This is a genomic window from Streptomyces sp. NPDC086989 (assembly GCF_044745505.1).
GTDB lineage: Bacteria > Actinomycetota > Actinomycetes > Streptomycetales > Streptomycetaceae > Streptomyces.
In genome coordinates this window covers 114,439-134,083 of record NZ_JBIVAL010000011.1, presented here as the reverse complement: position 1 = coordinate 134,083, position 19,645 = coordinate 114,439, and the positions used below count along the sequence as shown (strand labels likewise).

At 75.6% G+C, this 19,645-nt stretch carries 14 protein-coding genes; 13 read left to right on the top strand and 1 reads right to left on the bottom strand.

What is annotated here, in order from left to right; all coding sequences use genetic code 11:
• The first annotated feature begins 14 nt into the window (after positions 1-14).
• From ACIPK4_RS26295 to ACIPK4_RS26235, 13 genes are all read left to right on the top strand, one after another.
• Positions 15-5,255, top strand: coding sequence for a type I polyketide synthase (locus tag ACIPK4_RS26295; RefSeq protein WP_402316565.1), 5,241 nt, complete (start codon positions 15-17; stop codon positions 5,253-5,255).
• A gap of 222 nt (positions 5,256-5,477) precedes the next feature.
• Positions 5,478-5,651, top strand: a complete 174-nt coding sequence (locus ACIPK4_RS26290) for a hypothetical protein (protein WP_159044106.1) — start codon at positions 5,478-5,480, stop codon at positions 5,649-5,651.
• A gap of 100 nt (positions 5,652-5,751) precedes the next feature.
• Positions 5,752-6,615, top strand: coding sequence for a JmjC domain-containing protein (locus ACIPK4_RS26285; protein ID WP_402316562.1), 864 nt, complete (start codon positions 5,752-5,754; stop codon positions 6,613-6,615).
• The gene (locus ACIPK4_RS26280) at positions 6,615-7,553 is read left to right on the top strand and encodes a JmjC domain-containing protein (RefSeq protein ID WP_402316559.1); all 939 of its coding nucleotides are present in this window, start codon (positions 6,615-6,617) and stop codon (positions 7,551-7,553) included. Before ACIPK4_RS26285 ends, ACIPK4_RS26280 begins: the two co-directional genes overlap by 1 nt.
• Positions 7,550-8,746 carry a YcaO-like family protein gene (locus ACIPK4_RS26275; protein WP_402316557.1) on the top strand — a complete coding sequence of 399 codons (1,197 nt, stop codon included), beginning with the start codon at positions 7,550-7,552 and terminating at the stop codon, positions 8,744-8,746. The genes ACIPK4_RS26280 and ACIPK4_RS26275 overlap by 4 nt, the downstream gene beginning before the upstream one ends.
• Entirely contained in the window at positions 8,743-10,110 is a 1,368-nt protein-coding gene (locus ACIPK4_RS26270; RefSeq protein WP_402316554.1) for a TfuA-like protein, read from the top strand. The genes ACIPK4_RS26275 and ACIPK4_RS26270 overlap by 4 nt, the downstream gene beginning before the upstream one ends.
• Positions 10,110-12,152 (top strand): alpha/beta hydrolase family protein, encoded by a 2,043-nt coding sequence (locus ACIPK4_RS26265; RefSeq protein ID WP_402316552.1) that lies wholly within the window; start codon positions 10,110-10,112, stop codon positions 12,150-12,152. The genes ACIPK4_RS26270 and ACIPK4_RS26265 overlap by 1 nt, the downstream gene beginning before the upstream one ends.
• Complete coding sequence (locus tag ACIPK4_RS26260) at positions 12,139-13,083, top strand: aminoglycoside N(3)-acetyltransferase (protein WP_402316549.1); 945 nt, start codon at positions 12,139-12,141, stop codon at positions 13,081-13,083. The genes ACIPK4_RS26265 and ACIPK4_RS26260 overlap by 14 nt, the downstream gene beginning before the upstream one ends.
• Positions 13,080-13,610, top strand: a complete 531-nt coding sequence (locus ACIPK4_RS26255) for a GNAT family N-acetyltransferase (RefSeq protein ID WP_054222268.1) — start codon at positions 13,080-13,082, stop codon at positions 13,608-13,610. The genes ACIPK4_RS26260 and ACIPK4_RS26255 overlap by 4 nt, the downstream gene beginning before the upstream one ends.
• Positions 13,607-14,920 (top strand): M16 family metallopeptidase, encoded by a 1,314-nt coding sequence (locus tag ACIPK4_RS26250; protein ID WP_402316546.1) that lies wholly within the window; start codon positions 13,607-13,609, stop codon positions 14,918-14,920. Before ACIPK4_RS26255 ends, ACIPK4_RS26250 begins: the two co-directional genes overlap by 4 nt.
• Positions 14,917-16,275 carry a M16 family metallopeptidase gene (locus ACIPK4_RS26245; RefSeq protein ID WP_402316543.1) on the top strand — a complete coding sequence of 453 codons (1,359 nt, stop codon included), beginning with the start codon at positions 14,917-14,919 and terminating at the stop codon, positions 16,273-16,275. The genes ACIPK4_RS26250 and ACIPK4_RS26245 overlap by 4 nt, the downstream gene beginning before the upstream one ends.
• Before the next feature lie 24 nt (positions 16,276-16,299).
• On the top strand, positions 16,300-17,586 hold the full coding sequence (locus tag ACIPK4_RS26240) for an MFS transporter (protein ID WP_402316542.1): 1,287 nt from the start codon (positions 16,300-16,302) through the stop codon (positions 17,584-17,586).
• A 228-nt stretch (positions 17,587-17,814) separates the two neighbouring features.
• Complete coding sequence (locus tag ACIPK4_RS26235; protein WP_402316540.1) at positions 17,815-19,251, top strand: MFS transporter; 1,437 nt, start codon at positions 17,815-17,817, stop codon at positions 19,249-19,251.
• 79 nt (positions 19,252-19,330) lie between these two features.
• Here the strand turns inward: ACIPK4_RS26235 and ACIPK4_RS26230 are convergent, their stop codons facing one another.
• Positions 19,331-19,552: an EF-hand domain-containing protein gene (locus ACIPK4_RS26230; protein ID WP_082410599.1), complete on the bottom strand. Its 222-nt coding sequence runs from the start codon at positions 19,550-19,552 to the stop codon at positions 19,331-19,333.
• Between the last annotated feature and the right edge of the window lie 93 nt (positions 19,553-19,645).

Below are 19,645 nucleotides of genomic sequence, written 5' to 3'. Positions count from 1 at the left end.
TCGTGGAAGCATCAGTGGAACAACTCGTCACCGCTCTGAGACAGTCCATGCTGGACAACGAGCGGCTGAAGCGGGAGAACAGCGAGCTCGCCGAGGGGGCCGACCGGGCCTCCGAGCCGATCGCGATCGTGGGCATGGCCTGCCGCTACCCCGGCGGGGTCAACTCCCCCGACGACCTGTGGCGGCTCGTGGCCGAGGGCCGCGACGGGGTCTCCGCGTTCCCCGAGGACCGCGGCTGGAACACCGACGCCCTCTACGACCCCGAGCCGGGCAAGCCCGGACGGACCATCACCCGCGAGGGCGGCTTCCTCTACGACGCCGGCGACTTCGACGCGGCCCTGTTCGGGATCTCCCCGCGCGAGGCCCTGACCCTCGACCCCCAGCAGCGCCTGCTCCTGGAGGCTTCCTGGGAGGCCATCGAGAGCGCCGGCATCGCCCCGCACACCCTGCGCAAGAGCAAGACGGGCGTGTTCGGCGGCGTGATGTACCACGACTACGGTCCCGGTACGAGCGACGGCAGCCTGGTCACCGGCCGCGTCGCGTTCAGCCTGGGCCTGGAGGGCCCGGCCCTGACGATCGACACGGCCTGCTCCTCCTCGCTGGTCGCCATGCACCTGGCGGCCCAGTCGCTGCGCTCGGGCGAGTCGACGCTCGCCCTGGCCGGCGGGGTCACCGTGATGACCGAGCCGGACATGTTCCTCTACTTCAGCCACCAGCGCGGCATGGCCGCCGACGGCCGCTGCAAGTCCTTCTCGGCCGACGCCGACGGCACCGGCTGCTCCGAGGGCGTGGGCGTCATCGTCCTGGAACGCCTCTCGGACGCCCGCCGCAACGGGCACGAGGTCCTCGCCGTCATCAAGGGCTCCGCCGTCAACCAGGACGGCGCCTCCAGCTCCATGACCGCCCCCAACGGGCCCTCCCAGCAGCGCGTCATCCGCAGCGCCCTGGAGAACGCCGGCCTGACCATCGCCGACGTCGACGCCGTCGAGGCCCACGGCACGGGCACGACGCTGGGCGACCCGATCGAGGCCCAGGCCGTGCTGGCGACGTACGGCCGGCGGCCCGCCGGCGACAAGCCGCTGTACCTGGGCTCGCTCAAGTCCAACCTGGCCCACACGCAGGCCGCGGCCGGCGTCGGCGGCGTCATCAAAATGGTGCAGGCGCTGCGGCACGGCCTGCTGCCCAAGGTCCTCCACCTGGACGAGCCGACCCCGCACGTGGACTGGGAGTCGGGCAACGTCCAGCTGCTGACCGAGGCCGTCGACTGGCCGGCGGGCGAGCGCCCGCGCCGCGCGGGCGTGTCCTCGTTCGGCCTCAGCGGTACGAACGTGCACGTCATCCTGGAGGAGGCGCCGGCCACGGAGCCCGCCGAGCCGCAGGGCGGGGCCCGCGAACTCCCGCTGGTCCCGGTCGTCCTGTCGGGCCGCTCGGCGCGGGCCCTGACCGACCAGGCCGCGCAGCTGCACGCCCGGGTCGCCGCGGACGAGGCGCTCGCGCTCACCGACCTCGGCTACTCCACCGCAACCACCCGGACCCCGCACGAGCACCGGGCGGTCGTGGTCGGCGCGGACCGCGAGGAGCTCCTCTCCGGCCTGTCGGCCCTCGCCGAGGGGGCGATCGCCGACGCCGGCGTGGTGGAGGGCCAGGTCCGGGACGGCCGCACGGCCTTCCTGTTCACCGGCCAGGGCGCGCAGCGCCTGGGCATGGGCCGCGAACTGCACGCCGCCTTCCCGGTGTTCGCCCGCGCCTTCGACGAGGTCGTCGCCGCGGTGGACACGTACCTGGACACCCCGCTCTACGAGGTGGTCTGGGGCGCGGACGAGGCGCTGCTGAACAGCACCGCCTACACCCAGCCCGCCCTGTTCGCCATCGAGACTGCCCTGTTCCGCCTCGTCGAGTCCTGGGGCGTGCGGCCCGATTTCCTGGCCGGGCACTCCATCGGCGAGATCACCGCGGCCCACGTGGCCGGGGTGCTGTCGCTGGAGGACGCGGCCCGCCTGGTCACCGCCCGCGGCCGCCTGATGCAGGCGCTCCCGGCCGGCGGGGCCATGGCCGCCATCGAGGCCACCGAGGAGGAAGTTCTTCCGTACGTCGGCGACGTCGTCGGCATCGCGGCCATCAACAGTCCCCGCTCCATCGTGGTCTCCGGCGCCGAGGCGGCCGTCGAGGCGATCACGGAGGAGTTCGGCGGCCGGGGCCGCAAGACCACCCGGCTGCGCGTCTCGCACGCCTTCCACTCCCCGCTGGTCGAGCCGGCCCTGGCCGAGTTCCACCTGGTCGCGCAGAGCGTCACGTACCGGCCGGCGCTGATCCCCATCGTCTCGAACGTGACCGGCCGGCTCGCCACGGACGCCGATCTGGCCTCGCCCGCCTACTGGGTGCGCCACGTCCGCGAGGCGGTCCGCTTCACCGACGCCGTCCGCCACCTGGCGGGCAAGGGCGTCAACCGGTTCGTCGAACTGGGCCCCGACGCGGTCCTGACCGCGCTCACCCGCACGACGCTGGACTCCGAGGACGCGGTCGTCGAGCCGGTGCTGCGCAAGAACCGCCCCGAATCCCGCAGCCTGCTGACCGCGCTGGCGCACCTGCACGCCGCGGGCGCCCGGATCGACTGGGCGGCGTTCTACGAGGGCACCGCGGCCCGGCCCGTGGCCCTGCCTACGTACCCGTTCCAGCGGGAGCGGTACTGGATCATCGAGAACCCGCTCGGCGGGGACGCCTCCGCCTTCGGCCTGACCCCGGCCGGCCACCCGCTGCTCGGCGCGGTCATCCCCTCCCCGGACACGGACGGGGTGACCTTCACGGGCCGCCTCTCCGTCGACACGCATGGCTGGCTCGCCGACCACGACGTCCTGGGTACCGTGCTGCTGCCCGGCACCGGCTTCGTCGAACTCGCCCTGCACGCCGGTGAGCAGGTCGGCTACCCGGCCCTGGAGGAGCTCGTCCTCCAGGCGCCGCTCGTCCTGCCCGACCGCGGCGGGGTGGCCCTCCAGGTCTCCGTCGGCCCCGACGACCTGGGCCGCCGTACGATCCGCATCCACTCACGGCACCAGGACGCGCTGCCCGACACCCCGTGGCTGCTGCACGCCGAGGGCCTGCTGGGGACGGCGCCCGCCGCCGCCGGCGCCGACCTGACCGCGTGGCCCCCGGCCGGTGCGCGGGAGGTGCGCGTCAGCGACGCGTACGAGCTCCTCTTCCGGCAGGGCTACGACTACGGGCCGGTGTTCCAGGGGCTCAAGGCCGCCTGGCGCGAAGGCGACTCGGTGTACGCCGAGATCGAACTGCCCGAGGAGGCGCACGAGGACGCCGCCCTCTTCGGCATCCACCCGGCCCTCCTCGACGCCACGATGCACGCGCTCGGGGTCGGCGAGGGCGTCACCGGCGAGGAGCAGACGGAGCTGCCGTTCTCCTGGTCGGACGTGTCGCTGCACGCGGTCGGCGCCACCTCGCTGCGGGTGCGGATCACCAGGCACGGCGAGAACAACCTGTCGCTGGACCTCGCGGACCGCAGCGGCGCCCCCGTGGCCTCCATCGGCGCGCTGACGTTCCGCCCGGTCTCGCCGGAGCAGCTCGGCGGCGGCCGGCAGGACACCCTGTTCGAGATCGACTGGCGTGCGGCGGCACCCGTGGCGCCGGCCGCCGGATCCGGGTTCCAGGCATGGGACGAGGTGCCCGCGGGCGCGGTGTCGGGTGCGGTGGTCTTCGCGGTCCCGCAGGCCGGGGGTCCCGTCCCCGAGGCCGTGCGCTCGGTGGCGGGCCGCACCCTGGACGTCGTCCAGGAGTGGCTGGCCGACCCGCGGTTCGAACGGTCCACGCTGGTCGTGGCGACCCGCGGTGCGGTGGCCGCCGGCGCCGGGGAGGGCGTCGACGTGGTGCAGGCCCCGGTGTGGGGTCTCGTACGCGCCGCCCAGGCGGAGAACCCGGGCCGCATCCTGCTCACCGACCTTCCGGCGGGCGGCACCGGCCTCGAGGGCCTGACGGAGGTCGTCGCCTCGGCCGAGCCGGAGAGCGCCGTGCGCGAGGCGGGCCTCCTGGTCCCGCGTCTGGCCCCGGTCACGGACCCGGCCGCCGACGGGCCGGCCCTCGACCCCGAGGGGACGGTCCTGATCACGGGCGGCACGGGCGGCATCGGCGCCCACCTGGCCCGCCACCTGGTCACCGAACACGGCGCCGGCCGGCTGCTGCTGACCTCCCGGCGCGGTCCGGCCGCCGAGGGCGCGGCGGAACTGGCCGCCGAACTCGAAGGGCTCGGCGCGCAGGTCACCATCACGGCCTGCGACGTCTCCGACCCGCAGGCGATCACCGCCCTGCTGGCCGGAATCCCCGCCGCGCACCCGCTGACCGGTGTGGTCCACGCGGCCGGCACCGGTGACAACGGCCTGATCGCCACGATGGACGCCGAGCGCCTGGGCGCCGTCCTGGCGCCGAAGGCGGACGCGGCCTGGTACCTGCACGAGCAGACCCGCGAGCTGCCGCTGGCCCTGTTCACGCTGATCTCCTCGGCGGGCGGGCTCACGCTGGCCGCCGGCCAGGCCAACTACGCGGCGGCGAACACCTTCCTCGACGCCCTCGCCGCCCACCGCCACGCCGAGGGCCTGCCCGCGCGGGCCCTGGCGTACGGACTCTGGGCGGCCAGGACGGGACTCACCGAGTCCATCGAGGAGGACATCCGCCTGATGGCCGCCCGCGGCCTGCCCGCCCTGGAGGTCGAGGAGGCCCTGGAGCTCTTCACCTCGGCCCACGCCCAGGGCCGCCCGGCCCTGGTGCCGCTCCGGGTGGACACGGCGACGCTCCGCTCGCGGGCGGACGAGCTCCCCGCACTCCTCAAGGGCCTGGTCCCCCAGCCCACCCGCTCGACGGCCCGCGCGGCCGACCGGGGAACGGACCCCGCGGCGCTGGTCGAGCGCCTGTCCGCCCTCCCCGCCAAGGAGCGCGAACAGGCACTGCTGGACGTCGTGCGGGCGCACGCCGCCGCCGTGCTCGGCCACGCCGGGCAGGACGCGGTACGGGCGGACCGCGGCTTCCTGGACCTCGGCTTCGACTCGCTGACGGCCCTGGAGCTGCGCAACCGGCTCGGCGCGCTCACCGGCTGCCGGCTGACGCCCACGCTGATCTTCGACTACCCGTCGCCCGTCAAGCTCGCCGCGCACCTGCGGGAGCTGCTGTTCGGCGCGGAGGACCCCGAGGACGACCTGAGCGCCGCCACCGCCGAGGAGCTGTTCGACATCCTCGACGGCGAGGAGATCTTCCAGTAGCAGCCCCGGCACACCCGCCGCCCAGGCCCCCGCCACGCACCGTGGCGGGGGCCTGCGTGCGTCCCCGCCCGACCGGGACCCGCGCGCGTTCCCCGCCCCAGCGGGACCGGCCCGCGGCGCCGCCCGGACTCCAGTCGCACGTAAGGGCCGGTCAAGTCGACATGAACATGCTGTTAACAAGCCGCCACTGATCCGCAGTGGCGCACCAAGGAGGTCTCTCCCATGGCTCTGCGCGATGTCCTCAACAACCTGAACGACACCGAGCTCGTCGCCAACCCGACCGAGGCCCGCCTCGCCGGTGAGGGTGTCATCGACCCGGCCAAGGCCGCGGTCCTCAGCAACGACGAGGCGTACGACGCCCCGATGATGGTCCTCAGCCAGATCAACGAGGCCTGATCGCTCGGCAGTCAGCAGGTAGAAGGCCGCCCGGGAGCATCCCGCTCCCGGGCGCCTCTGATCCCGAAGACCCTTCCCGACCGAAAGGCTGGCTCCCCGCATGACCGCAGCCGCTTCCCTGACTGCCACGCTCCGCGACAGGCTGCTGGAAGACGCCTGGGGCGTCTCGCACCGCATCCTCAAGAACGCCGTGGACGTGTCGGATCTGCTCGGCTCCGCCGACATCGAGCGCTGGCTCGACGCGAGCCTGCTGAAGTGGCCGTACTTCACGCTGCTGAAGCACGGCGAAGTGCCCCCCGTCACCTCGTACACGTCGGTGCGCGACGTCATCGGTCAGAAGCGGGAAGGGTTCCCCGACCCGGTCGCCGTCCGCCGGCACATGGACCGCGGCGCGACCCTCAAGCTCAACCAGCTCCAGGACTGGCACCGGCAGACCCGCGACATCGCCCGCGGACTGGAGGAGTTCCTCCCCGTCGCGGCGAACTCGTACGTCTTCTGGACCCCGGACGAGTCGCGCGGCATGCTGCCGCACCGCGACGCCGCCCACGTGGTCGCCATCCAGCTGGAGGGCCGCAAGGAGTGGCACCTGTACGCCGAGCCCGACCAGGTCGGGGCCGGCGCGGGACTGGACGTCGACGCGTCCCGCCCGACGCACGTGTTCACGATGGAGCCCGGCGACGTGCTCTACCTCCCGCACGGCTGGCCGCACGACGCGGTCGCCGTGGACGGCCCCTCGCTGCACCTGACGTTCACGCTGACCGACCCGACCCCCGAGAACCTGGTCGAGGCGTTCCTGCAGCGGTTCCTGGAGGACCAGCCGGAGCTCGTGCACCACTTCCACCAGCGCCCGCTGGACGAGCGGACGAGCGCGGTGCGCACGGCCCTGTACGAGCAGGCCCAGAACCTGGACGGCGCGCGGTGGACGCGCACGGCGGTGGACATGATGCGGGAGGCGATCGGCTGATGACTGTCACGACCCACACCCCCGGGACGCCCTCCCGGACCGAGGCCGCACCGGCCGCCGACGGGCTGCCCACGCTCCTGGACCATCTGGTGGGCGACCCCGCCGTGTTCTTCCGGGACCACTGGGCGAACCAGCCCGTGGTGCTGCGCGCGCAGACCGACCTGTCCGGCCTGATCACCGAGCAGGAGATGTGGGACGAGGTCGAGTGCGGCCTGCTGTCCCGCCCCTACTTCACCGTGTTCAACGAGGGCGTGCGCACCGCGATCAGCGACATGTCCACCAAGCGGCGCGTGGTCGGCCACGACCTCACCGGCTTCATCCGGGCCGAGCAGATCCACCGGGACTGGGAGGCCGGGGCGACCTTCAAGTTCAACCAGGCCGAGCACTGGCACCCGCGGATCCGCACGCTCGTGCAGGGCATGCAGCCGCACTTCCGCGGCGGCCTGGAGTCCTTCGTGTTCCTGAGCCCGCCCGGCAAGACCGCCATGCAGGCCCACTACGACGGCGCGCACGTCTTCGTCCTCCAGGTCTCCGGCACCAAGGACTGGGTCTTCGGCCGCATCCACCCGGGCTCGACCAGCGACTCGACCATCCACGAGGGCCCGATCGCCGACGAGGAGCGGGTGGAGGTCACCCTGCGCCCCGGCGACGTCCTGTACATGCCGCACGGAACGCCGCACTACGCGACGGCCCGCGAGGGCAACTCCATCCACATCGCGATCACGGTGGAGGAGCCGACCGCCGAGAACCTCGCCAACGTCCTGCTGGCCACGTTCATGGCGGACCCGCGCTTCACCGCGTTCGAGGAGAACCACCACCGGCACGCCCCCGCCGAGCGCACCGAACTGCTGCGGGAGGCCCTGCTCGCCCACCTCGCCGACGCCGACGAGAAGGCCGTCACCCGGGCCGCCGTCACCCTGCGCAGGGAGCACCGGTGAACCGGCTGCGGGCCTCCCGGCGTCCGTCCTGGCTGACCGGCGGAGGACCCGCAGCCGTCACCCGGGGCACCCTGCGCAGCACCACCGCGGAGCAGACGTGGGCCCGGCTGGAGCCGCTGCTCGCCGACCGGGGCATCACACGGGTGGCCGACCTGACCGGTCTGGACACCCTCGGCACTCCCGTGTGGACCGCGATCCGGCCCGCGGCCGCCACCCTGGTGGCGAGCGCCGGCAAGGGCATCGACCACGCGTCGGCCCGGATCTCGGCCGTGATGGAGTCGCTGGAGGTCGCCGCCTCCGAGCAGGCCCGTCCCGAGACCGTCGCCCACGGCAGCGCGCGGGACCTGGAGCCGGGCTACGGCGTCGCCGAACTGTCCCTGCATCCCGTCTCGCTGGCCGACGACCGTACGGAACTCGACTGGGTGGCGGGCTGGGACCTGGTCGCCGGTGCCCCGGCCCTGCTGCCCGCGGCGGCCGTCGGCCTGCGCGGCTGGGCGGCGGGGCAGTGGCAGCCGAGCACCTTCGTGACGACGACCAACGGCCTGGCCGGCGGCAACGACCACGTGGAGGCCGCGCTGCACGGGCTGCTGGAGCTGTGCGAGCGCGACGCGCTGGCGCGCCTCGGCGACACCGACGCCGTACGGGTGGAACCCGGCAGCCTGGGCGACCGGCTGGGGCCGGTCGTGCAGCGGATCCGCGAGGCGGGCGCCGACGCCGTGCTGGAGCGGATCCCGTCGCTGCCCGGGACGTACACGTACACCTGCCGGCTGACCCAGCCGGAGATGTGGCAGGTCTTCGCCGGGTCGGGCTGCCACACCGACGCGGCCATCGCGGCCGAACGGGCGCTGCTGGAGGCCGTGCAGAGCCGCGGCTCCACGGTCAGCGGCGGCCGTGACGACATCCCCGAATGGACGTTCCGGCTCCAGGGCGCCCCCGCGGGCCGCCCCCGCCCGGTCCCGGGTCGCAGCGAGCCGCTGCCCGCGCCGGGCGCCGCGTCCGCCCGCACCCTGGACGAGGTCCTGGACGGGCTCGTCGACGCCGTGCACGCCCGCACCGGGCGGCCCGTCATCGCCGTGGACCTCACCCCGGCCGGCCGGCCGTGGCCCGCGGTGGTCCAGGTCTTCGCCCCGGGCCTGGGCCTCGTGCTCGAACACCCGCGCCCCCAGGAACTCACGAGCAGGAGCTTCACGTGACAGCCCGTCCGCCTGCCCGCTTCGCCTTCGTGGGCCCGACGCTGGCTCCGGCCGAACGGCCCGCAGGCTCCTTCACGTACCTGCCGCCGATCCGGCACGGCGACCTGTTCGCGCTGGACCTGCGGCCCGGAGACCAGGTGCTCGTGATCGACGGCGTCTACCAGCACTTCGCTCCGATCCGGCACAAGGAGATCCTCGCGATGCTCGCCCTCGGGGTGCGCGTCGCGGGCACGGCCAGCCTGGGCGCGCTGCGCGCCGCGGAGCTGGCCGGCTTCGGCATGCGCGGCCTCGGCCACGTGTACACGGCGGCCCGCTGCGGCGAGCTGGTCGCGGACGCCGATGTGGGTGTGCTGCATGCCGCTGACGGCGACGGAGGGCGCCGCCTCACGGTGGCGACGGTCGCCGTCCGGCACGCAGTCGCCGAACTGACGGCCGCCGGCCGGCTCTCCGCCGCCGAGGCGGCAGGCATCCGGCAGGTGGCCGACTCCCTGCACTTCACCGAGCGTTCCGAACGGGCCCTCCTCCACCATGCGGGCCCCGCCCGCCCCGCGATGCAGCGCCTCGTCGACCACCTGGCCGCCCACGGGGACGTCAAGACCCAGGACGCCCTCGCGGCGCTGCGCCTGCTGGAGGCGGAGTTCGCGGCGCAGCCCGCCGACGACTCCGGCTGGGGCCCCGCGGCCCGCACGGTCGACGACCGCGCCGGAGAACCGGCCGGGGAGGGCGGAGCGGCGGGCGGTGCCACCGTGGCCGGGGCCGTCTGGGAGAGTTCGTACGGGAGCGAGTGGGCGTTCGAGCGCAGGCCCGTGCGCGGCGGGTCCGCGGTCGGGTCGCGGCACGCCCTGGCCTGTCTCCAGCTGTTCGAGGCCGACTTCCCCGAGCGGCACCGCGCCTACGCCCGCCGGATGGCCGCGGCCGCCGTCGGCCTGCCGGCCGGCGCCGGCTCCGGCGCCCTGCTCGGCGCCGCCGGGTTCGCGCCCGCGACCCGGCCCGACGCCCGGCTGGCCCGGCCGACCGCCGCGACCGCGCACTGGTCCGCCGAGGACCGGCTGCTGACCCGTACGTTCCGGCTGCGTCCGGGCCGGCTCGTGTACGCCGACCTGCCGCCGGAGGCCCTGGCCGGCACCGGCACCGCCGAGCTGGAGCAGTGGTGCCTGCGTCTGGCGGCCCCGGCCGGCCCGCCCCCCGTACCGCCCGCCCGCTGGCACGCGCTCCTGCGCCGGCTGTGGGGGGCGCAGCACCCGCACGAGTACCGGCTGTGCGCCCTGGAGCGCGGCTTCCGCGACGAGGCCGAAGCCGCCCGGCTCGCCGCCGCGTTCAACCCGGCGCTCGTCGCCCTGCTCACCGAGAGGGCGGCCGCCTGATGACCCCCACGACCTTCGCCCCCGCCACCGCGCCGGACCCGGCCACCGCCTTCGTCGAGGCGCTCGCCGCCGAGCCCCGCCCCAAATCCGTCGCCGCCTTCGACGGCGAGGGGTGGCTGCTGCTGCGCGCGGACGCCCCCGACGGCTTCGGCTCGCTCGTCCCCACCCTGGTCGGATACCGTCGCGGCCCCGCCGGGACCTGGGCGGCCGACTGGTCGGTGACCGAGCCCGGCGAGACCGTCGCCGTGCCGGGCGGCTTCCTCTACGTCCGCCGGAGGGCCGTCACCCTCCGGTACGCCCACGACGGCACCGAGCGCGTCGTCGAGCACGTCACCGGCGAGGTGGCCACGCTGGCCCCGCGGCCGGGCACCACCGCCGTCGCCTGTGTGATCCGTACCGCCGGTCCCCTCGGCGCCCACCCCGACGGGCTGCTCCAGGGGTCCGACGCCGTCTGGTCGGCGGGCGCGGACGCGAGCCTGGCGGCGGTCCGCCGGCCCGAGGGCGCCTGGCAGGTCCGCCTGGTCGACGTCGCCGCCCCCGGCGCCACCACCGGCTCCACGACCGGCTCCACCACCGGCGCCGCCGGCCGCGACCTGTCCGTCACCGTGCCGGACGGCGCCTCCCTCACCGGCGAGGCCGCCTGGTCGGGACCGGACACCCTGCTGCTCGGCCTCGCCCACCACCGCCCCGACGGGACCCGGCGGTTCGGCCTCCTCGCGGTGTCCGCCGCGGACGGCGCCACCGTGCGCAGCCTGCTCTTCGACGGGATCGACCTCTGCTACCCGGTGGCGGACCCGGACGGCGGCCAGGTCGCCTACCTCGCCACCTCGGCGGCGACGACCGACGCCCCGCCCGTGCAGTCCGCCTGCCTGATCCGCCCCGGCACCCTGGAGCCGGCCGTCCTCGACGCTCCGGCCGGCACCTGGCAGCGCCCGGTCGGCTGGGACGGCCCCGGCCGGCTCGTGTGCACGGCCGAGGACGGCCCGCGGCGCCGGCTGTACGCGTACGACACGGCCCGCGACCGCTGGCGCGACGTCCCGCTCACGGCATCGGCGGAGAGCGTGCTGGTCCGCGGCGGCAAGGCCGCGGTGCTGGTGTCCGCGCCGGACACGCCCCCCGCGGTCGACGTCGTCACCCTGGCCGACGGGCTCACCGAGCGGGTCGAGGCCAGCGAACGGCCGCCGCTTCCGGGCACGTTGTCGTACCACCGGCAGGCGGTGCCGGGCGCGACCGGGGCGCTGGCGAGCTGGCTGTGCCGGCCCGCGGACGGCCCGGTGCGCGGGCTGGTCGTGTTCTTCCACGGCGGTCCGTTCAAGAGCTGGACCGAGTGGTCCTGGCGGTGGAACCCGTGGCCGTTCGTCGCCTCCGGGTACGCGGTGGCGCTGATCGAGCCCCCGATGTCGCTGGGCTACGTCTCGGCGGTCCCGGGCGGCTGGGCCAACTGGCGGTCGGGGATCGCCGCGGTGGCCGTGCGCCAGGTGGAGCAGCTGCGGGCCGAGGCGGGCCTGGCGCAGGTGCCGCTGGCGCTGATGGGCGGCAGCTTCGGCGGCTACCTGTCGCTGAGCACGGCCGCGGCGCTGCGGCCGCGGCTGATCGCCTCGCACGCCGCGCCGCTGGACCTCGTCCAGGTCGCGGAGAGCAGCGACGTCGGCTGGCAGTGGCTGCGCGAGTACGGGGAGCCCGCCTCGGCGCGGCTCCATGGCTACCGCGACAACAGCCTTCCGGTGCGGCCGGTGCCGGAGGGCACCCGCGTCCTGCTGTCGCACGGCATGCACGACGGGCTGGTGCCGCCGACCGAGACGCTGCGCGTCCACCGGCAGCTGTCCCGCCAGGGCGTCCGCTCCGAGGTGGCGTTCTTCCGGTCGGAGGCGCATCCGCTGAGCCGGCCGCGCAACATCCGGGCCTGGTACCGGTGGGTGCTGACGGCCTGCGCGGGCGCCCTCGCGGGCGAGGCGGGCGGCGAACCCGCCGACGAGCTGACGGGTGAACTGGCGGCGCGGTTCGCCGAACTGGCCATGGGAGGCCTCGATGACGCGGCATGAGACCGGACCCGGGCGTACGGTCGTCACCCGGCGGCAGCTCGCCGACGCGCTGGCCGCACTGGGCGTCCGCCCCGGTGGGGTGGCGATCGTGCACTCCTCGCTGCGCGCCTTCGGCTTCGTGGTGGGCGGCGCGCAGGCCGTGTACGAGGCCCTGCGCGAGGCCGTCGGGCCCGACGGCACGCTCGTCATGCCCGCGTTCACCCCGCAGCTGTGCCATCCGGCCACCTGGCGCGCGGCGGACCTGGCGCGGACCGACCTGTCCGCCGCCGCGGCCGCGATGCCGGTCTTCGATCCGCTGCGCACGCCGGTCTCGCGGACCATGGGCGTGCTGCCGGAACTGCTGCGCGCGCTGCCGGGCAGCCTGCGCTCGCCGCATCCGCAGGTGTCGTTCGTGGCCGAGGGACCGCGGGCGCGGGAGATCACCCGGTCCCACCCGGACGCGTACCGGCTGTCCTCGCAGAGCCCGCTGGGTGAGCTGTGGCGGCTTGACGCCACGGTCCTGATGCTCGGCACCGGCTGGGACAAGTGCACGGCGCTGCACCTGGCCGAGTACGCCGTCGCCTATCCGGGGCGGCGGGCCGGCCTGTGGCCGCTGCCCGGTCCCGGCCCGGCCGGCACCCGCTGGCACGAGGTGCCCGAACTGCTCGTCTGGGAAGGCGACTTCGACCGGGTGGGCGCGGAGTACGAGGCCTGCGGCGGCCCGCTGGCCCGGACGGCCGTCGGCACGGCCGTGTGCCGGGCCGTGCCGCTGCGCCCCCTGGTGGACTTCGCCGCCGGCTGGCTGCCCGGCCACCGCGACCTGCGGCGCGGTGTCGCCCCGCCCGGCTGGCGCGAGGTCGTCGACGCGGACGGCCCGCTGCCCCTGCCGCGGCTGGTCCTGGACCGCGGGCCGCAGCCGCGGCCCCAGCCGGCCCCGGGGGTGCCCGCATGACGGCCGGCGGAGTGTCGCTGCGCCCGGTCACCAGCGAGGACCTGGACCTGTTCGAGACGGGCTTCACCGGCGAGGAGGGCACGGGCGCCTTCCAGTGGTTCGGTTTCACGACCGCCCTGCGGGTGCGCCGGCGTCACGCCGAGGACGGGCTGCTCGGCCCGGACGGGGGCGTGCTGAGCGTGGTCGCGGGCCGCGACACCGTGGGCCGCGTGGAGTGGTTCAAGTCGACCTGGGGCCGGATGGACACCTCGTTCTGCTGGACGGTGGCCATCGGCCTGGTACCCGGCGCCCGCGGCCGCGGCTTCGGCACGCAGGCGCAGCGGCAGCTGGCCCGCTACCTGTTCGACCACACGCGGGCGGAGCGGGTGCAGGCGTGGACCGACGTACGCAATCTCGCCGAGCAGCGGGCGCTGGAGAAGGCCGGCTTCGCCCGGGAGGGCCTGCTGCGCGCCGCCCAGTGGCGGGGCGGCCGCTGGCACGACCAGGTGCTGTTCTCGATCCTGCGCGGCGACGAGGGGATGTCATGACGGAGACCGCGGACCTGACGGACCTGACGCTGGCGAACGGGATGCGCGTGCTGCTCCAGCCGCTGCCCGGCTGCCAGGTCGTCGCCACCTGCCTGCACGTGGGGACCGGCTTCCGCAACGAGCCCGTCGCCGGGGCGGCCCACCTGCTGGAGCACGTCCTGGTCCAGGGCTCCACGGCCGACGGGCCGCTGACCGCGGCGGTGACGGCCATGGGCGGCACCATGAACGCGCGGACCTCCGCCGACCACACCCAGTACACGCAGATCCTGCCCGCCGACGGGCTGGAGCTGGGGCTGCGCATCGAGCGGGACCGGCTGACCGCACCGGACCTGAGCCCGGAGCACGTCCGCGGCCAGATCGCCGTCGTCCAGGCGGAGATCCGGCGCAACGTGCTCCAGCGCCCGCACGGCGGACTGGTCCTGTTCGACCTCCCCGAGCTGCTGCACGACACCTGGGAGAACCGGCACAACGGCTACGGGGACATCGAGGCGCTGGAGTCGCTGGGCCCCGCAGAGCTGCGCGCCTTCTTCGACCGGTCGTACGCACCCGGCAACATCCACCTCGCGGTCGTCGGCGACTTCGACCCCGGCCGGGCCCGGGAGCTGGTCGAGCGGCTGCTCGGCCCGGTGCCGGCGCGGCCCACCTGGCAGCGCGGGCCGGCCGTCGAGTCCCCGCTTGCGGGGAGCCGGTACGGGCAGCGCGCGGAGAAGGTGGCGCCCGCGGGCCGTACGGTGCTCGGCTGGCGGGTCCCCGATCCGCAGGCGGCGCCCGCGGACCATTTGGCGACCGTCCTGCTGAGTGAGCTGCTGGAAACGGTCGGCGGCGACTGCGCCCGCCACGAGGCGGGGCGGCACCCCTGGGGCGCGTTCCGGGCCCGCGTGAACCGGACGGGCAACCCGTTCGACGTCGCCCGCGCCTCGCTGTTCGCGGTGGAGTTCCCGCATCCGGTGGACACCTCCCCCGACGCGGCCGAGGAGTGCCTGCGCGCCGTCTTCGCACGGATCGCCGACGGGTCCCTGCCGGTGGAGGCCCCGCTGTCGACCCTGCGCCGCAGGCTGGCGATGCACCTGCACGCCGAGCTGGACTCGGTGGCGGGCCAGGCGTCCTGGCTGGGCGTCGGCGCGGCCGTGCACGGGGACCCGGGCCACCTGGCGGCACTGCCCGCCGCGGTCGACGCGGTGTCGGCGGCCGACGTGGCCCGCCTCGCCGGGGTGTACGCGACTGCCCCGGCGGCCCGGATCACCAGCCTCCCGGCGGCCGCAGAGCCCGTACCGGAACCGATGCCCACGACCACGGGAGCCCCGGCATGACGGCCACGACGACTGCGAACCCGGCCACGCACGCACCCGTACCGCACTTCACCGCTCCCGCGCACCGGGAGCACGGGCTGGACCGCGGCACCCTCGTCGCCGTGGACCGCGCCGGCACCGGCGACCTCGCCGAGGCCCGGCTGCTGCTGCCGCTGGTACCCGGGCCCGCGGCGGCGCACGCCACCGAGGTCGACGTGGCCGCGGAGGCGCTGCGCGAGGCACTGGAGGAGGCGGCCGGCGCGCTGGCCGTCGTACGGGCGGAGGCGCGCCCGGACCGGATCGTGGTCTCGGCGCGCTCCTTCACCGGCGACCTCGCGCAGGTGTGCGCGCGGATCGGCGCCTGCCTGGGCTCCGAGGGGCCGGGCGCCGAGGACCGGGGCGCGGGCGGCGTGGGATCCCACGACCCGGGACCGGGCGGCCTGTTCGGCGCCGAGCGGGTCGACCGGGCCCGGGCCGCGGTGGCCGCCCGGCTGTCCGCGGCGGAGCGCCACCCCACGGTGGTCGCCCGCGCGGGCTTCCTCGCCGCCGTGTACGGCAGCCACGCCTACGGGAGCACGGCCACCGCCGCCCGCCTGCCCGGGGTGACCGGCGAGGCCCTCGCCGCCCTGCTGGCCGGGGCCCCGGTCACGGCGCGGCGGGCCGTGGTCGTCGGGCGCGGACCGGCCGGCGAACTCCTCGACGCGGCGCGCCCCCTGCTGCCCGCCCCGCCGCGGCTCGCCCCGCGGGCCGCCGCCGCGCCGCACGGCCGCCCGGCGGGCGGCACGGCCACCCTGCTCTCCCCCGGTGTGCCCCAGACGCTGATCCGGCTGGGCGGGCACGTGCCGGGGCGGGTCCACCCGGACTATCCGGCGCTCCAGGTGGCCGTGCTCATGCTCGGCGGCTACTTCGGCAGCCGGCTGACCGCCGTGCTGCGCGAGCGCGAGGGGCTCTCCTACGCCCCGCGCGCGGTCCTCGACCCGCTGGGCGGCTCGGCCGCGTTCACCCTGGAGGCCGATGTCCGGCCCGACGGCGCCGCACGGGCCCTCGCCCTGATCGACGAGGAGCTGGAACGGCTGGCGGCCGGGGCCTTCGGCGCCGCCGAGCTGCTCGGCGCGCAGAACTTCACCGTGGGCTCGATGGCGATGGCCTGCTCGTCCCGTTCGGGGCTGGCCTCGGTGTTCGCCGGGACGCTGGTCAGCGGCCTGCCCCCGGGGTGGCTCGGCGGCTACGAGGAACGGGTGCGGGCGCTGTCCGCCGCGGACGTGGCGCGCGCTGCCCGCACGTACCTGCTGGAGCCCGGCCTCACCGGCGTGTTGGTGGCCCCGGCACCGGCCGACGGGCTGCCGCCGGTGCGCTCCCTCCCCTCCCCCTCCTGACCGCATGCGACGATCGGACCTGCCGTGCTGAAATCCTTCCTCCAGGGCAATTTCGCCTCCTTGCGGGGCCCGGCGCGGACCCTGGGCGCCCTGCACTTCGTGGACAGCCTGGGCAGCGGCCTGTTCATGGCGGGCTCGGCGGTGTACTTCGTCGTCGTCGCGGGGCTGCCCGTCACGACGGTGGGCCTCGGCCTGTCGCTCGCCGGGTTCAGCGGGTTCGTCTCCAGCATCCTGCTGGGCCGGGTCGCCGACCGGTTCGGGGCCCGGCAGATGCTGGCCGTGCTGCTCACGCTGCTGGCCGGGCTGTACGTGCTGTACCCGCTGGTCGGGTCGGCCTGGACGTTCTTCCCGGTGGTGATCGCCATCGGGGCACTGGAGTTCGGCTGCGGGCCCGCCTTCGGCGCGCTGATCATGGATCTGGTGCCGGAGGCCGAGCGGGTCACCGCCCGGGCGGCGCTGCGGTCCCTGTTCAACGTCGGCTTCTCGGGGGGCGCCCTGGCCTCGGCCGCCCTGATCGGGCTGGGCGGCGGCTGGCTGGAGCTGCTGCCCCTCGGCAACGGCCTGACGTTCCTGGCGGCCGCGGCGCTGGTGCTGCGGCTGCCCGCGTCTCAGGCCCGGCCGAACGCGGGCGGCGGCGGGCACTTCAAGGTGCTGCGGGACCGGCCCTTCCTGAGCGTGATCGGCGCGTCCAGCCTGCTGGCCCTGCACAGCGCGGTCCTGCTGGTCGGCATCCCGCTGTGGATCGTGCGGACCACCGACCTGCCGCGCGGCATGGTGCCGTTGATCCTCGCGGTGAACACGGTGCTGGTGGTGCTGTGCCAGGTGGCCGCGGCCAAGGGCGCGGACACGCTGGACGGCGCCGTCGGCGCGGCCCGCAAGGCCGGCCTGGTCAGTGTGGCGGCCTGCGCGGCGCTCGCGGTGGCCGGCTGGACCGGGGCGTGGCTCACCGGTGTGGCCGCGATCGTGGCCGTCCTGATGTTCACCGCGGCCGAACTGTGGCAGTCCGCCAGCGGGTTCGGGCTGGGCTTCGGCCTGGCGCCCGACGCGAACCGGGGCGAGTACCTGGGCGCCTTCCACCTGCACGTGGTCGTCCAGGCCACGCTGGGCCCGGCCGTGGTGTCGTTCCTGGTGTCGGCCGACGACTCGCTGGGCTGGCTGGCGATGGGCGCCGTCTTCCTGGCCGGCTCGGCGGCCATCGGGCCGTCCGTGGCCTGGGCGCGCCGGACGGCCGGCCACCGCGAGGGCGAGCCGGCGCAGGAGCCGGCCGAGGCGGCGGCCGACGCACCGTCGGCCGCACCGGCCGACGCGTAGACGGCGCACCGGCCGACGCGTAGACGGGCGCACCGGCCGCGGCGCGGTCCGTCCTGAACCCGTCCCCACGCGCACCCGCCCCGCGCGCACCCGTCCCGACGCGCGCACCCGCCCCGCCCGTACCCGTCCCCCCTCCCTCGGTGCGCGCTGCACCACTTCTCCAGCGGCCCTTGGAAGCGTGAGGACTCCCCCTCAACGGGATGTCGAGTGCACCACGGGAGGCAGCGCATGTCCGCGTCCGTAACCGAGCGCCCCGCCGCGGCGGCGGCCGGGACGGCGACCCCGTCGCCGGCGGCCGCGCCCGCCCCGCACCCCGCACGGCAGGCGCTCGCGCTCGCGGTCGTCGCGGGCTGCAACGCGATGATCCAGCTCGACGACCCCATCATGAACATCGCCCTGCCCGGCATCCGCGCCGATCTGGGACTGTCGGCGCTCGCCGCGTCCTGGGTGGTCGGTGCCTACCTGCTGGCGTTCGGCGGCCTGCTGCTGCTCGGCGGCCGGGCCGGAGACATCCTCGGGCGGCGCCGGGTCTTCGTCGCGGGCGTGGTGCTGTTCACGGCCGCCGCCGCGGTCCGGTCGGTGGTCCCGACCGGTGAACTGCTGATCGCCGTACGGGCCGTGGAGGGCGCCGGCGCCGCCTTCGCCGCGGCCAACGGGTTCGTGCTGATGCTGAGCACGTTCGCCGAGGGGCCGGCCCGCAAGCGGGCCATCGCCGTCTGCACCGCCGTGGGCGCGGCCTCCACCGCCGGCGGCCTGCTGCTGGCGGGCGCGCTGACCTCGGCGGGCTCCTGGCGCTGGGTGCTGCTGCTCAACGTCCCCATGGGCCTGGCCGTCGTCCTGCTCGCGCCGCGGGTGATCGCGGAGACCGCACGCGTCCGGGGTCGCTTCGACCTGCGCGGCGCGCTGCTGTCCGCGCTGGGCGCCGCCTCGCTCGTGTACGGGCTGTCCCAGGCGGCCGAACGCCCCTGGAGCGACGCCCTCGTCGCTGGTCCCCTGCTCGCCGGCCTGCTGCTGCTGTCGGCGTTCGTCGCCACGCAGCGGCGGGCCGCCGAGCCGATCGTGCGCCTCGGGCTGTTCCGGGACCGCGACCGGGCCCTGGCCTTCGCGAGCATGCTGGTCCTGCCCGGTGCGCTGATCGGGGCGTACTTCTTCCTGAGCCAGTCCTTCCAGCAGCACCACGGCTGGTCCCCGCTGGAGGCGGCGTTCGGTCTGCTGCCGGTGCCGGTGACGATGGCCGCGACGGCCGGTGTGGCCGTCCGGGTGGAACGGGCGATCGGCCCGAAGACGACGATGGCGATCGGCACGGCCGCCCTGGTCCTCGAAAACCTGTGGCTGTCGGCCCTCGGCCCCGACGGCGCCTACCCGACGGGGGTGCTGCCGGCGCTGGTCCTGCTGGGCGCGGGCATGGCGTTCTGCGTGATCCCGCCGACCGTGCTCGCCACGTCTGGTCTGCGCGCCGAGGAGCTGGGGTCCGCGGCCTCCGTCCTCAACGCCCTCCAGTCGGTGGGCGGTTCCCTGTGCATCGCCCTGATGGTGACGGCGTCCTCGGGACGCTCCGACTTCTCCGCGACGATGTCCGCGGGCTTCACGGCGGGTGCGGCCTTCGCGGGAGCGGCCCTCCTGACGGCCCTCTCCCTGCGCCCCCGCCGCCGCCTCCGCGCGTAACGGGCCGCGCCGGACACGCAGCCCCCGTACGGACCGTTGCCGGGACCGACGGGGGCTGTCCGGATGCCGCTACATCGCGTTACTTCAGCAGGGTCTTGAACTCTTCGAAGTCGAGGACGCCGTCACCGTTCGCATCGGCCGCCATGGCCTTCCTGACCTCTTCCGCGAGGTGCCCCTGGGCGCCCTCGGCCTTGAATCCCTCGGCCAGTTCGACGATGTTGATCCGCCCGTCGCCGTCCGTGTCGATCTCGTCGAACAGCGCCCTGAGTTCGGCCTCGGTCATGGAGTTCCCCTCTCGCATTCATCAGGACCCCGCCGGTCCACATGGCCCACCACCCTGGCAGATCCCCTCCGGGACACGCGCACCGGCCACCCGTACGGGTGCACCGCCGCC